Source organism: Metabacillus rhizolycopersici, assembly GCF_020075705.1.
The window spans coordinates 49,312-64,250 of the sequence record NZ_JAIQUM010000023.1 but is presented as its reverse complement, the minus strand read 5'-3'; the positions used below and the strand labels follow the sequence as shown (position 1 = coordinate 64,250).

The following is a 14,939-nucleotide window of genomic DNA, read 5'->3' as shown; positions in this document are numbered from 1 at the left end:
CGCTTTTGAATAGAAGGTGTACTTTGCCTTCAATTCAAAAGTGGCTTAGACCCAAGAGGGGCTAGGCGCTGGAGCTGGATGGCGTGCGCTTATCCACAGTTCAAGAATTTTATAATTTCCTAACCAATAAAAAAAAGAACACACCGACTTTTATCCGGTGTGCTACTTTCCTTATCCTTCTTGTTGGACATACTTACTTAGTGATTCGATTGCATCTTGCTCGTCATTTCCTTCTGCAACCAGTGTGATAATTGACCCTGTGCTAATTGCTAGGCTCATAAGCCCCATGATGCTTTTTGCATTTACTTTCTTGCCATCTTTCTCTAAAAATACGTCAGATACAAATCGGTTTGCTTCTTGAACAAACAATGCAGCTGGACGAGCTTGTAAGCCAGTTTTCAGATGAACTTCAACTTGCTTTTCAACCATAATTATCTCCTCTTCTCTTCCTTAAATTATTTTAATGATAGCGACTGACCAGATCGTAATTGTTCAGCAATTTGGTCTAACTTTCGTAAGCGATGATTTATACCAGATTTGCTAATCGTTCCGCTTGAAACCATTTCACCTAGTTCCTTTAATGTTACATCTTGATATTCGACTCTAAGCTTTGCAATTTCACGCAGCTTTTCAGGTAAGGACTCTAAACCGATCCGGTCATCGATGAATCGAATATTATCAACCTGTCTTATTGCAGCGCCAATTGTTTTATTAAGATTAGCTGTTTCACAGTTCACTAAACGATTAACTGAGTTTCTCATATCACGGATAATTCTCACATCTTCAAAACGCAGTAGTGCTTGATGTCCGCCAACGATATTTAAGAACTCCGTTATTTTTTCCGCTTCCTTTAAATACGTAATGAAGCCTTTTTTTCGTTCTAGTGTTTTACTGTTTAAATCAAATGTATTCATTAATTCACAAAGAGAATCATTATGTTCCTTATAAAGTGAAAAAATTTCAAGATGATAGGAGGAAGTTTCAGGATTGTTTACAGATCCACCAGCGAGAAATGCACCTCTAATATATGATCGCCTGCAGCATTTCTTTTTCACCAGTTTATCGGATATACTCCGAGCAAATGTAAAACCTTCCTCCATAATCGCTAAATCCTCTAAGATGGCTTTTGCCTTCTCAACAAGGCGAACGATATAAACATTGTTCTTTTTTAAACGCATTTTCTTACGAACGAGTAATTCTACTGAAACATTGTATTGCTTTTTTAATAATGTATAAATACGTCTTGCGATTGCCGCATTTTCCGTTTGAATATCCACTGTAATCATTCGGTTTGAAAATGACAGTGAACCATTCATTCTTATGAGGGCAGAAAGCTCAGCTTTTAAACAGCAAGGCTTTAATTCAATGTTCGTTAATTCCTTTTTTGTTTCAGATGCAAACGACATGCTCTGCACCCCCATTCTAAGCAATGCACTTACGACAAATCTTGTTGAAGAATTCCATATAGCAACTTTGCTACTTTTTTCGTATCATGTCTAATTACACTATTTTCGTAACAAACAATTTTATCTGTGATGACCTCAAGGCCTAATGCTTTCAACCCATCGATATCGTAATGGACTGGTTTTGCAAGCTCTTCTTCATATAAAGCCCTAATCTGTTCAGGAATTTCCTCTTCATTGACAAGGATTGTATTCATAAATGTGCATTTCATATGATCATATAATGCTTTAACATGGTCACTTGCAGTATAGTTTAATGTTTCTCCTGCCTGTGTCATGACATTACAAATATAAACTTTCTTTGCTTTTGCCCTGCAAACTTCCTCTCCAATTTTCGGAACAAGAAGGTTAGGTAAAATACTTGTGTACAGACTACCTGGACCGATGATAATTAAATCTGCTTCTCTAATCGCATCGATTGTTTCAGGTAGTGGCTCAATATCATCTGGGCTGAGAAATACTCGTTTTATTTTTTTCCCAACCTCGGGAATTTTAGATTCACCAGAAACGATTGTTCCATCTTCCATCTCTGCATTTAGAATGACACTTGTATTCGCTGCCGGCAATACCTTTCCACGTACATTTAATACCGTACTCATTTCCTTTATTGCATGGACAAAATCACCAGTGATGTTCGTCATCGCTGCTAAGATGAGATTACCTAATGAATGTCCATATAAATTATTTCCTTTATTAAAACGATGTTGAAATAGCTCCTCTACAAGCGGCTCAACATCTGACAAGGCGGTTAATACATTACGAATATCACCAGGAGGAGGTATGTTTAATTCGTCGCGGAGCCTACCTGAGCTCCCTCCATCATCGGCAACAGTAACAATCGCTGTTATATCAAGAGGATATAGCTTTAATCCTCTTAAAAGCACTGATAGGCCAGTACCACCGCCAATGATGACGACTTTCGGCAAATGTTCCTTTTCCATTAGTTAAAAATGTGGCCTTCTCTTCTCAATATCCCGATGAGACACTTGAGTATGATAGTCATTTTTATAATGGGCTGCAATGTATTCTGCTAATGTAACCGAGCGATGCTGTCCTCCCGTACAACCAATCGCAATCACGATTTGACTCTTTCCTTCTCGCTTATAATAAGGAAGCATGAATGTGAGTAAATCAAGGAGTTTCTCTAAGAACTTTTGAGTTTCACTCCATTTTAACACATAAGAGGACACTTCCTCTTGTAATCCAGTTTTCGGTCTCATATGGTCAATATAGTGTGGATTTGGCAAGAAACGAACATCAAACATTAAATCTGCATCAATTGGCACACCATATTTAAAGCCAAATGACGTAATATTCACCGTAAATGTATGCTCAACATTCGAAGAAAATTGTTTTAATATTTTTTCTCTTAGTTCTCTCGGCTTCAAGTCAGATGTATCATAAATAAGCTGTGCCCTTCCCTTTAACTCCTCAAGAAGTTCACGCTCATGTCCTATTCCCTCTAATGGTAGCCCTTTTGAGGCAAGTGGGTGTGACCGACGTGTTTCTTTATATCTTGTCACAAGCGTAGCGTCTTTTGCATCAAGAAAAAGAATCTGTGGAGTTAGCCACGTGCTTTCGGACAAATCATCAAGTGCTTGAAAAAGATGATCAAAGAACTCTCTTCCTCGAAGATCCATCACGAGCGCAACCTTATTCATTTTCGCTCCTGATTCCTTCATTAATTCTAAAAATTTCGGTAAAAGAGTTGGCGGCAAATTATCCACACAAAAATAGCCAAGATCCTCGAAGCTTTGAATAGCTACAGTTTTCCCCGCACCTGACATACCCGTGATGATGACCATTTGTACTTCTTGTGGTGCCTCTTGCTGTCCATTATTTTCAATCATCAACGTCTGTTCCTCCTTTCCACTATTCCCTTTTTCGTTTCATTTATATGAAATAGACGGTTAATACTTTTACCTTAACATAACTTCCCGTCTTCTTTGATGTTGCTGTTAGAAAATGTTCCTCATCACTTATTGTGGATCTAAGCGATAGGAGATAAGCTCATATTCCTTTGTGTATGTAAAGGTTCCATACAGCATCCCCGTCCCTTTAATAACATAATCAAGAATATGATGATCACCTGGAGCCATTGGTAATGCTTTAATGTCTTCCTTCTCATGCCACTGGATCATACCCTCTTCAGATTCAAGGACATTTGTTCCTTGATAATCTGTTGCTAGGAAGGTAAACATCATCCATTCTGAAACAACTTCATTTCCTTCTTGGATTAAAAAGGTAAATACTCCTTTTAATTGAGGGTTTTTAATGTATATGCCGGTTTCCTCGCGATATTCACGAGTTACTGTATCCTTAATGGACTCCCCGAACTCCATTTTCCCTCCTGGAGCTACCCACCAGCCCCTGCTTGGCTTTTGAAGGAGAAGGACTTTATTCCCTTCCACTAGGACGCAATTGGTTACTCGTTGCACCTTCTTCACCTCTATTTTTACATATCATTATGAAATCGCAAACGCCTTTGTTAGCCAAGGTAGATATGACGCTCATAAATGGATGGTGTTCTTTACCTAAAATTCATGAATGACAAGAGGCTAAATACAAATACGCTGCGAAAAAACGTATACGTTCTTTTAAAAAACTCACCAACTTGGTATTTGTTACGCTTTTCACTTACTGCTATTATACTATGTTCACGAGGTCTTCACAATGAACTCGGTTAGTATGAATTTAGGGTCACTAAATGTATATACGTCTTAGAAGGGAAACTGTTTCATTTTTTTTTAGAAGGATAAGAAATTATAAATTTTTTAACTTAGTTTTCGTGTCCAGCGCAAGCGTCCTACCCCGAAGCACAGGACGTGCAAGTGCAGTCAAGGCGATTAACGTCGCGTTCTTGACTGCCTCTTAGGTCTACAGCCACTCAGGAATTGAAGGCAAAGAGAACACCTTATATTCCTGAGCGTCTTATGCTATGCCTGAGGCTGAACAAGGCGCTTGCGCTTTTCTTAGACAAATATATTAACAGGTTTGAAGGACATAAAAAAGGGAGCATGGGAAAGGGCGCCCATGCTCTAAGATCAGTCTATTTATAAAAGGGGGTCAATTACTTATTTTATAATAACCTATAAATATTTCACTAATGTTACAGGAGAGTTAAGACCGAATTACGATTTTGTTAAGTTTAAAATCGTTGGTCCCTTGACCGACCTTAGGCATATGAACTAGAGCAACTAAGCGTTCGAACTGAATGTCGATTACGTAAGCTCAAGCTCTAGAATTTCATTGTATCTTAAGCCTTAGATTACTTAACCGCTTTTAGTTTATCTGCTAATTCTTCTATATAATGTTGGGCACTTTGTGCTGCAATACTTCCATCACCAGTTGCTGTGACAATTTGACGAAGCATTTTTTCACGAATATCACCAGCAGCAAAGATTCCTTTAACCTTAGTTTCCATTCGTTCATTTGTTTCAATATAACCATTTTCATTCGTAATACCAAGGCTTTCAAACGGTTTAGATAAAGGAAGCATTCCAACGTAAACGAAAACACCATCTGCTTTAAATTCCATCTCTTCGCCATTTTGAGTATTGACTAATGTTAATTTTCCTACTTTACCATCTTGTTCATGGATTTCTTTCACTGTATGGTTCCAAATAAAGTCGATTTTCTCATTCTCAAACGCACGTTGTTGAAGGATTTTTTGAGCTCTTAACTCATCACGACGATGGATGATCGTTACCTTAGAAGCAAATCGTGTTAAATACACACCTTCTTCTACGGCAGAATCTCCACCACCAATAACGACTAGCTCTCTTTCTTTAAAGAATGCACCATCACATACGGCACAATAAGAAACACCGCGGCCGCCCAGTTCATTTTCACCAGGTACACCGATCTTTTTATATTCAGCACCAGTTGTAATAATAACAGCTCGCGCTTTGTATTCTTTTTTACCTGCTACGATGGTTTTATACTCTTCACCATCGATAACTTCTTTAATATCCCCATATGCATATTCAGCACCAAATTTCTTTGCGTGATCAAACATTTTTGTTGAAAGCTCTGGCCCTAAAATATGATCAAAACCTGGGTAGTTTTCTACTTCTTCCGTGTTTGCCATTTGTCCTCCTGGCACTCCACGTTCAATCATAAGTGTCGATAAATTCGCGCGTGATGCGTAAACAGCAGCAGTCATCCCAGCTGGACCTGCTCCTGCAATAATGATGTCATAAATTTTTTCTTCAGACACGATTTTCACTCCTTAAATAAGTTGCTTACTTTGATTATCTGCTATTTAGAGACGACTAATACAAATAAAAGCAATAGTACATAGAATAAATAAGTCAGAATACGGCGTCCACCACTTCGGATCTGGACATAATAACGTAATCCGACTTTACAAATTCCTTCGTACTTAGCCTTCTTTCTTTTCCCTTATAAACATCCTATTAAATATAAGCAGTTCGTGCCATTTTTTTGCTCAAGATGTGATATTTTTTACAGACTTCACATATTTACCAACAGAAGAAACAGATATACCATACGTGCTTGCAATCGTTGTTTGGCTTATCGGCTCATTACGCTCGTGTTTCCAAACGTAATTTAGGGCTGCCGCCCAGCCAAGATGGTTTTTTAACACGTAATCATCTTTATACGCTTTTACAAGGATACGGAATGAAAATAAAAACAGCTCATCATCCTCGAAATGAACAAATAATTCTTTCGCAATATGAAAAAGAGAAGTAATTTTACTATCAGAGCTATAATTCTTCGATAGTGCTAGCTCGATAAATTCCTTTTCTACTTGTGACTGCGGTTGGTTCGTTGCTTGATAACCATATATTTGATTGTAATTATTTGTTTGCGTCGCAAGGAAAATGGCATACAGACGCTCTTCTAACGACATGGTAGCTACTCGCTGACCAATAAGGTCACTAGTTGTATTCCACGGTTCAGAACCAGCCTTGCTTTTATTTTCCTTTAACACTTTCTCCCACACCTGTTCTGCAAAAGCGACACGTCCAGTAAAATAAGCCGAATAGGATAGCCAATAATAAAATGTATCATCGCCTTCAAATCCTATCCTATATAGAGAGCGAAGCCATTTATAAGCGAGTGGATAATATCCTACCAATGCAAAAGATGCCCCTAATTTATAACGATGTTCGTATAATAGCGGGTGAACAGTCGATAAAGCTTTTGTAAGCTCACTCACTTTTTCATCCTGGCATTCATAATAATAAAATACCAACAAATTACAATACGCATGTAAATTTCCAGGATTACGTTGAAGAACGGATTGCAAAAATTCCTTGGCTTTATCAATTTCCCCTACGTAAAAATAAGCTAGCGATAAGTTATTATGTGCTGACCAAAATTCAGGGTATTCTACGACAATTTCTTCAAGTAATATAATTGCTTCTTCAAACTGACTATTTTCCAAAAGTGATTTTGCCGCGTCCTGTTTGATAATCAAATCATCTGGATCCTTTAAGAATGGTTCATCACCGTCATCTTCCATTGTAAGAAGGTCAATAAGATCTTCGTTATCCTCTATAAATTCACCGAATGGCTCTTTGTTTGCATATTCTTTAGCACACTTGTATGCTTCATGGAATAATCCAAGATGTGCGAAATTGTTCGCCATAAAGTAGTGACACTCCGTCATTTCTTCATCAACTTCGGCAAGTATATATGAAAGCAATTCATTTGCTTGGCTATACTTTCCCATATCTGTATAAATTGTCGCGAGCTGGGATAGTTTAACTGAGTCTTTCGGATCTAACTCAACTGCTCGTTGCAAATATTTAATCGCTTTTTGATAATTTTGTTCACGATAAGCCTTGAGGCCCCTAGTATAATAATATTGTCCATCTTGGAGAAACGGGACAACCTGTGCTTTTGGTTGTTTTTTGCTCAATTGTTTTCCCACTGAAATCCTCCATTTCATTCATTTCACCGTACGTAAGTATACCATAAGATATGTGTCAACAATAGTGGTTATAACAAAGTAGCAGAACTAGTAAAATGGGGTCGCGGCGAAGTTTGGCGAGTATTTGGCACGTTTTAGCGAGTAATCAATAGGACGGGGCTCTGAAACTGGATAATTCTCGAAGACAAAACTTATAAATTCTGGTGATATCAAAAGGCTGTTTTCGCAAACTTTGTTGCTATTGTCATATAGAATGCCATCAACAGTGACCAGCTCGGCTCCAAATTTCAGAAATCGGGCACGAAAATCCATTATTGTCCGCTTTTGCTTTTTTTCCTTAATTAGGGCTTCTCCCCCACAAAAAACAACAATCATTTAGAAAACAGCCTTTCTAAAAAATTGTTGTTTTTAAATATATATCACTTAAAATCAGACACAGATTCGGACAAAAAATCTCGAATATGGACTATTCATCTTTTCGAGTGCTGGAGCCGGACTTAGATAACAAAGTAAAAAAATATCCCATTAGACCATTTTACTAAGACCAAAAAATCGAAAGGGCAACAAAGCACCTTTCGATTTCCCCTTTACGGATGAGAGATAATCATTTCCGCTGACCCTTCTATGTGAAATTCTCCTAAACCACTTGGTAAAATAAAATGACTTCCCTTCTCGAATGAATAGCTACCCTCGTCTGTCACGATTTCACCAGTTCCAGATATAACACTTCCTATTAAAAATGGTTTATCTTGCGTAAAAGTAGCAGCTGTCTTGATATCCCATTTGTAGACAGAGAAATACTCACTCTGAATGAATGTTGTAATCGTACCACCAGTCATTTCTTCTGTAATAGGTTTTACAGAAATATTCCTATGTGGTATAGTTGTAACATCGATTGACTTTTTAATATGTAAGTCTCTCTTGTTACCTTGTTGGTCAACACGGTCATAATCATATACACGATATGTTGTGTCTGAGCTCTGCTGCGTCTCTAATATAAGAACGCCCGAGCATAATGCATGGATTGTTCCACTTGGTACATAGAAAAAATCACCTGGTTTTACTTTTATACGATGCAGTAGGTCATTCCATTCGTTGTTATTAATCATCTCAACAAACTGCTCTGTTGAAATTGCATTATGCCCAAAGATTATTTCAGCATTTTCTTCACAGTTAATCACATACCAGCATTCTGTTTTACCAAGTTCTCCATTTTCATTTTTATTGGCATATTCATCATTAGGATGTACTTGAACAGAAAGGTCATTATTTGCATCTAAAATCTTTGTCAGTAACGGAAATACTTCACCTTCGAGACTCCCGAATAGTTCTCGATTTTCTGACCAAAGTCTCTCAAGTGTCTTCCCTTTAATAGGACCATCACTTACTGTACTTTGACCATTAGGATGTGCAGATACTGCCCAACACTCCCCAGTCAAATTAGACTCGATATCATAATGAAATTCTGTTTTAAGCTTTTCTCCCCCCCAAATTCTTTCTTGAAAAACTGGAAGTAAAAATATCGGTTGCTTCAATTAAGACACTCCCTTTGTGATCGAATTATTTTAAGAAAAAGTTCATACACTTTTGACAGGTTTTACATAGAAAATTGAATGTACACTAACAATCTTTCTTTTTAGGTAAAATTCTACTAATTTATTATTCTTTCAATTAACAATTATGAAAGTGATAGAGTGCACCGATTTGCCCTGCAAGATTTTTAAATTTACATACATCAATCTCAGTCATTTCAACGATTTCTGGACGAATTTTCTTTAGACGTTCGTTGATATGATTTGTGAATCCTGATTGCTCACTTATTCCACCACCATACAAAACTTTTTCTGGTGCTAATGTATGTATTAAATTAGCAGTTCCTATTGCAATTGCATCAAAAAATGCTTCTACTTCACCTTGTACGCAATTATCTTTTTTATGATAGTGATCGAATAATTCTTCACCGGTCAGTTCTTCACCTGTTTTAAGAAATACTCGATTAAGTAAATTCCAAGTGGATCCTAATCTACTAAACGTACTCGTTTCAACAAGAGTATCTAATGATTCGGTTGAATTCATGATCATGAGTCCAACTTCACCAGCCATTCCCTTTTTTCCACGTCTCAATTTCCCGTCTAAGAATATTCCTCCACCTATACCAGTTCCTATTGTCACACATATGAAACTATTACATTCTTGTGCATTTCCTTTCCACTTCTCGGCTAAAGTTGCACAATTCGCATCATTTTCTAGCTCAATTGGTAAGCCAATATCAGCTAGTTCTTCCTTGATACTTCTTCCAATAAAATCAGTTACTTGACCAGCATAATGAACATAACCACTTTTTACATCAACAGCACCTGGTACACTTAATGCAACTCCATTAAGCTCCCATTTGTTTTTATACTTTGTCGTTGTATCAATGATAAATCTAAATATTTGCCCTTCTCCTTGTGGTGGTGTGGGGCTTGAAGAGCTCTCTAAAACATTAGCATGTTCATCCATAACTGAATATTTTACTGATGTTCCGCCAACGTCATAGACTAGATACCTTTTCATCACATACTCCTCTTTTCTAAAACCCATTACTTTCCACTAACTTCTTGAACCAATAACCACTTTTCTTAATCGTTCGCTTATAGTCATTCTGTAAGTCTACTGAAATCAAACCATACCGATTTTTATAGCTGTTTAACCAGGACCAGTTATCCATGAAGGTCCATACATGATATCCTTTTACATTGGCACCTTCGTTTAATGCTTTATGGATCCACTTTAAATGATCTTCGTAAAAGGTAATTCGATAATCATCTTGAATCATTCCGTTCGCATCCTTAAAGCGTTCTTCTGATTCAACTCCCATACCATTTTCCGAAATGAAGCATTCAATATTCCCATAGTTTTCTTGGATGTTTTTTAAAATATCGTAGACACCCTTTTCATAAATCTCCCAACCTCTGTATGGATTCACCTTTTTCCCTGGCATGTCATAATGATCAAAGTATCGTTCTGGCATGAACGGAGCATTCGGATTTGGCATATTTTCCTTTGCCTTAACTCTTCGTGGTTGATAGTAATTAATCCCTAATAGATCAACTGTATTTTCACGGATAATATCCAAATCTTCAGCTTCATACTTCGGTAAAAAGTTTTCTTCCCGCAACATGTCAATTAGCTTCTCAGGAAACGTGCCTTTGACTGATGGATCTAGAAAGGAACGGTTAAATAGCAAATCCGCTTTTTCAGCAGCAGCTAAGTCAGCAGGGTGATTACTCCTTGGATAAGATGGAGTAACATTCAATATAATTCCAATTTTTCCTCCAAGCTCTTTATCATGGTATGCCTTAATTGCTTTCGCAGAGGCTAATACAGAATGGAACGCAACTTGAACAGCTTTTTCAAAATCACAAAGTGCTGGATAATGATGTCCATATAAATAACCGCATTCTACAGGTACGATTGGCTCATTATGTGTGAACCATTTCATGACTCGATCTCCAAAATTCTCAAAGCAAGTAGAAGCATATTCCACATACGCATCAACGACAGAGCGACTTTCCCAACCACCCTCTTCTTGCATAGCCATAGGCATGTCAAAATGATAGAGATTCACAAAAGGCTCTATCTCATTTTCTAGTAAGGTGTTAATGATGGTATTATAAAAGTCAATCGCCTTCTGATTTACTTCTCCACGCCCCTTTGGAAACATGCGGGACCATGAGATAGAAAAGCGAAAACTGTTATGGCCCGTTTCTTTCATGAGCAAAATATCTTCAACAAATTTCGTATAAAACAGTGAAGTGTTATCAGGTCCAATCCCTTGATAAAAACGATTCGGTTCTGCTTCATACCAGTAGTCCCATATATTCTGCCCTTTACCATCCGCTCCCGAAAACCCTTCCATTTGTGTTGCAGATGAAGCAGATCCCCACCAGAAGTCTTTAGGAAACACGTATTTATTCTTTTCTATTTCTGTACTCATTTTTAACCCTGCCTTTCCTTAAAAAGAAAGCAAGTCGGAAAAATAGATTTCCGACTTTACCTCCTTTGTTAATTGATTGAATCTATTAGTTGTTTTTCTTCCACTCATCATATTGTTTTTGCATTTCTTCAAGCACTTTATCTAATCCTGCTTCTTTAAACTTCTTATTTGCTTTTGGTAGATATACCTCAGGGTCAACACTACCAGTTAAGAGAGGAGGTGCGAATTCACTTGCAACGTTTGAAATTGCTGCGATTTCTGTACGAACTGGATTCGTATCAAAATAGAAACCTACTGTTGGTGCTTTTACAGAAGCATCATTGAATTTTTTGAACACTTCCCATTTATCTTGAGGATCATTTTCATATAGCTTAAGAATGAAATGATTTCCTAGAGAGAAACTTGGCATGTTGTAGTTATCTACACGAGCTGGAAGGTCTTTAATTGTACCGTTATCAACCTCTTCGTAATGTACACCTTCAATGCCTCTATCAATTAAGTTACGAAGATATGGATCTGTATTCAATAGATTTAAGAACTCCATAGCTTTCTCTGGATTTTTTGAAGTTGCTGAGATTGCTTGGATCGCCCCTGTTACAGAGTTGTTAAATGTAATCGGATCATGCATTGGTTGAACCGCTACATCATAACCTGCTGAACGAGACCAGATTAATTCCGCATATGGCTGATACATCTCTTTACGTACGAACCAGTTTTGTACTTCTAACGGCCATGGATCTGTACTTGTTGCTGCATCTGCTTTGATATAACCAGCTTTATAGAATTCATGCATTGTTTTCAACGTTTTCATCATTTCATCTGATTCAAAGATATTAATTACCTTACTTGTATCTCCTTCTAAAGGAAATGCAAACGGCAATTCATCTTCTAATACGTAATCAAATGGTAAATGTGGTTTAAAAGTTGCAATCGGTGTGAAGTCTGGCTCATTTTCTTTCACTGTTTGCAATAATGGCTTTAAATCTTCTAACGATTTAACGCTTGAAATATCCATATTGTATTTATCAACGATATTTTTATTAAATACGTACACACTTTGCTGACCTACTTCTTTGTTAGAAGGAATACCGTAAAGCTTTCCATCAATTTTTGCACCTTCTATGAATGCTGGATCAAGTGCTGCTTTTAATTCTTTTCCATGTGTATCAAGAAGGTCATTTAAGTCTTTAAATGCTCCCTTTTGTGCATTTAACACATAGTTTCCACCTTGAGTATAAGCAATATCAAAAGATTCACCTGAAGCAATCATAACTTGCATTTTTTGATCATAATCGCCCCAGTCAATTTGTCTCATTTTAACAGTTGCGTTAATTTTCTCTTTCGTGTATTTATTTACTTCTTTCATTACTTTATCAACATCTTTTTGAGGTGTCCCAATTGTGTACCAAGTAATTTCATATGGTTTATCTCCATCAGCTTTACCACTCGTTTTATCCGCTTTCCCACCACTACATGCAGATAAAAAGGTAGATAAACTTAACAATAGTACTAGAAAAATTGCCAGCTTCTTATTCATTGTAAAACCTCCCTTTTATTTATCTATTTCAAAAAACATTTATTCCTTAACGCCACCAATTGTCAATCCACTAACAAAGTATTTCTGGAAAATTGGATATGCAATCGCTATCGGCAAAGTTGAAATAACAACCATTGCCATTTTTGCAGCATCTTGAGGTATTGCACTTAATAAATCATTTTGTATACCGCCTGCTAACGAATTTTGCGTTAAAAATTCTATGTTGTTTTCAATTTTCATCAACATTGACTGCAGCGGCACCAAGTGCGGTTCATCAATGAACAACAGTGCATTAAACCAATCATTCCAGTAACCCAATGTACTAAAAAGGGCAATGGTTGCAAGACCTGGTAATGAAAGTGGAACAACCATTTGGACAAAGATTCGTAATTCACTTGCTCCATCAATTCTAGCCGATTCCAAAATGGATTCAGGTACAGACCTTTGGAAAAAGGTTCTCATAATTAAGATATAGAATGCGTTCATTGCAAGTGGTAATATCAATGCCCAAATAGAGTTACGTAAATGTAAAAACTGTGTTGCTACTATATAGAAAGGAATTAACCCTCCACTAAAAAGCATGGTAAAGAATGCCATAAAAGTAAAGAAACCGCGGTATTTAAATTGCTTTCTAGAAATAGCATAGGCATATAAAGCAATCATTACTACACTGAAGAGTGTTCCAAGTACAGTTACAAAAATCGTAATCGTATAAGATTGAAGTAATTGATCCTTCATTTGCCACAAGTATCGATATGCTTCTAAACTCCAAACTTCAGGTATAATCTGATATCCATTTCGCGCTAATGTTTTCTCATCCGTTAAAGAGATGACGATTACATATAGAAATGGAAAGACACACATGATAGAAAACGATCCTAACAAAATATTCATCAAAACATTAGGAAACCCCGTTAGACCATGAGGTGTGTACTTTTTCTTACGTTTACTTTTTTTGTTCGGTTGGTTCGGTTGGTTCGGTTGATTCACTTGTTTTTGCACATTCACTTTGTTTAAAGGAGTAGGTTGGGAGCTTTTTGGATTTGGTATCATTGTCATTTGCCACAAAACTGTGGACGCCCTCCTTTCACTCTCAATTTTTTAAAATAGGGCATATTCTTTCTCAACCTTCTTAACAAGGTAATTTGTCAGCATGACTAATGTAAACCCAACAACTGATTGGTAAAGACCAGCTGCAGTACTCATACTAATGTCCCCCATTGTCGTTAACCCTCTGTATACATACGTATCTATAACGTTTGTTACTGAATATAACGTACCGGAATCACGAGGAACTTGATAAAACAGACCAAAGTCTGCACTAAAAATTCTACCAATGTTTAAAATCGTTAAAATAACAATCAGCGGTGTTATCATCGGAATCGTAATATTACGGATTTGTTGCCACTTATTTGCACCATCGATCATAGCAGCTTCGTAATAGTTTTTATCAATCCCAACTATGGCAGCTAAATAAACAATACTTCCATAACCAATACCCTTCCACATACTTGTTAGAACGATAATAAAAGGCCAATATTTCGCTTCGTTATACCACGATATCGGGTCTTCTACGCCAAACCATACGAGTATATTATTAACCAGACCTCTATCCACGCTTAGGAACGTGAATACGAAATAACTAACAACAACCCATGATAAAAAGTGTGGAAACAGCATTCCTGTTTGATAAATTTTTGACAGTCTCTTATTTGCCAGCTCACTTAGAACAATTGCTACAAACACTGCTAATATAAGCCCTAAAACAATAAAGACTAAATTATAAAGAATCGTATTTCTTGTAATGATCCAGGCGTCATTTGTAGTAAATAAAAACTTGAAGTTTTCAAAGCCAACCCAATCACTATTTAGGATACTTGCAAAAAATCCATTCGGATCATATCGAAAATTTTTAAAGGCAATGACAGTTCCAAACATAGGAAGATATGCAAATAACAATAGCCAAATGGTTCCCGGTAGAACCATGAATAGCCACATACGATTTTTATAAACATCTTGGAAAAAACTCTTGATACGACTCATACAGACCCCCCTCTC

General features: G+C 36.9%; 13 protein-coding genes. All 13 read right to left on the bottom strand.

Annotated elements, in window-relative coordinates; all coding sequences use genetic code 11:
* Positions 1 to 171 precede the first annotated feature (171 nt).
* Complete coding sequence (locus K9V48_RS12080) at positions 172 to 429, bottom strand: HPr family phosphocarrier protein (protein WP_224139247.1); 258 nt, start codon at positions 427 to 429, stop codon at positions 172 to 174.
* A 26-nt stretch (positions 430 to 455) separates the two neighbouring features.
* A complete protein-coding gene (whiA, locus tag K9V48_RS12075; RefSeq protein ID WP_224139246.1) occupies positions 456 to 1,406 on the bottom strand; it encodes a DNA-binding protein WhiA in 951 nt (316 codons plus the stop codon).
* A gap of 29 nt (positions 1,407 to 1,435) precedes the next feature.
* Entirely contained in the window at positions 1,436 to 2,404 is a 969-nt protein-coding gene (locus tag K9V48_RS12070; protein WP_224139245.1) for a gluconeogenesis morphogenetic factor MgfK, read from the bottom strand.
* A gap of 3 nt (positions 2,405 to 2,407) precedes the next feature.
* The gene (rapZ, locus tag K9V48_RS12065; RefSeq protein ID WP_224139251.1) at positions 2,408 to 3,313 is read right to left on the bottom strand and encodes an RNase adapter RapZ; all 906 of its coding nucleotides are present in this window, start codon (positions 3,311 to 3,313) and stop codon (positions 2,408 to 2,410) included.
* Between the two features lie 129 nt (positions 3,314 to 3,442).
* The gene (locus K9V48_RS12060; RefSeq protein ID WP_224139244.1) at positions 3,443 to 3,901 is read right to left on the bottom strand and encodes an 8-oxo-dGTP diphosphatase; all 459 of its coding nucleotides are present in this window, start codon (positions 3,899 to 3,901) and stop codon (positions 3,443 to 3,445) included.
* Positions 3,902 to 4,731: 830 nt separating this feature from the next.
* Entirely contained in the window at positions 4,732 to 5,682 is a 951-nt protein-coding gene (gene trxB / locus K9V48_RS12055; protein WP_224139243.1) for a thioredoxin-disulfide reductase, read from the bottom strand.
* 231 nt (positions 5,683 to 5,913) lie between these two features.
* Positions 5,914 to 7,365, bottom strand: a complete 1,452-nt coding sequence (locus K9V48_RS12050) for a tetratricopeptide repeat protein (RefSeq protein ID WP_224139242.1) — start codon at positions 7,363 to 7,365, stop codon at positions 5,914 to 5,916.
* Positions 7,366 to 7,952: 587 nt separating this feature from the next.
* Entirely contained in the window at positions 7,953 to 8,900 is a 948-nt protein-coding gene (manA, locus tag K9V48_RS12045) for a mannose-6-phosphate isomerase, class I (RefSeq protein ID WP_224139241.1), read from the bottom strand.
* A 136-nt stretch (positions 8,901 to 9,036) separates the two neighbouring features.
* On the bottom strand, positions 9,037 to 9,921 hold the full coding sequence (locus tag K9V48_RS12040; RefSeq protein WP_224139240.1) for an ROK family protein: 885 nt from the start codon (positions 9,919 to 9,921) through the stop codon (positions 9,037 to 9,039).
* Between the two features lie 16 nt (positions 9,922 to 9,937).
* A complete protein-coding gene (locus K9V48_RS12035; RefSeq protein ID WP_224139239.1) occupies positions 9,938 to 11,344 on the bottom strand; it encodes a glycoside hydrolase family 1 protein in 1,407 nt (468 codons plus the stop codon).
* Positions 11,345 to 11,429: 85 nt separating this feature from the next.
* Positions 11,430 to 12,881 carry an ABC transporter substrate-binding protein gene (locus K9V48_RS12030; RefSeq protein WP_224139238.1) on the bottom strand — a complete coding sequence of 484 codons (1,452 nt, stop codon included), beginning with the start codon at positions 12,879 to 12,881 and terminating at the stop codon, positions 11,430 to 11,432.
* A 39-nt stretch (positions 12,882 to 12,920) separates the two neighbouring features.
* The gene (locus tag K9V48_RS12025) at positions 12,921 to 13,775 is read right to left on the bottom strand and encodes a carbohydrate ABC transporter permease (protein WP_224139250.1); all 855 of its coding nucleotides are present in this window, start codon (positions 13,773 to 13,775) and stop codon (positions 12,921 to 12,923) included.
* A 207-nt stretch (positions 13,776 to 13,982) separates the two neighbouring features.
* Complete coding sequence (locus K9V48_RS12020; protein WP_224139237.1) at positions 13,983 to 14,924, bottom strand: ABC transporter permease; 942 nt, start codon at positions 14,922 to 14,924, stop codon at positions 13,983 to 13,985.
* Between the last annotated feature and the right edge of the window lie 15 nt (positions 14,925 to 14,939).

Coding starts and splice junctions, on each gene's coding strand:
- K9V48_RS12080 (WP_224139247.1), bottom strand. CDS start 429: ATGGTTGAAAAGCAAGTTGAAGTTCATCTGAAAACTGGCTTACAAGCT.
- whiA (WP_224139246.1), bottom strand. CDS start 1,406: ATGTCGTTTGCATCTGAAACAAAAAAGGAATTAACGAACATTGAATTA.
- K9V48_RS12070 (WP_224139245.1), bottom strand. CDS start 2,404: ATGGAAAAGGAACATTTGCCGAAAGTCGTCATCATTGGCGGTGGTACT.
- rapZ (WP_224139251.1), bottom strand. CDS start 3,313: ATGATTGAAAATAATGGACAGCAAGAGGCACCACAAGAAGTACAAATG.
- K9V48_RS12040 (WP_224139240.1), bottom strand. CDS start 9,921: ATGAAAAGGTATCTAGTCTATGACGTTGGCGGAACATCAGTAAAATAT.
- K9V48_RS12035 (WP_224139239.1), bottom strand. CDS start 11,344: ATGAGTACAGAAATAGAAAAGAATAAATACGTGTTTCCTAAAGACTTC.
- K9V48_RS12030 (WP_224139238.1), bottom strand. CDS start 12,881: ATGAATAAGAAGCTGGCAATTTTTCTAGTACTATTGTTAAGTTTATCT.
- K9V48_RS12025 (WP_224139250.1), bottom strand. CDS start 13,775: ATGAATATTTTGTTAGGATCGTTTTCTATCATGTGTGTCTTTCCATTT.
- K9V48_RS12020 (WP_224139237.1), bottom strand. CDS start 14,924: ATGAGTCGTATCAAGAGTTTTTTCCAAGATGTTTATAAAAATCGTATG.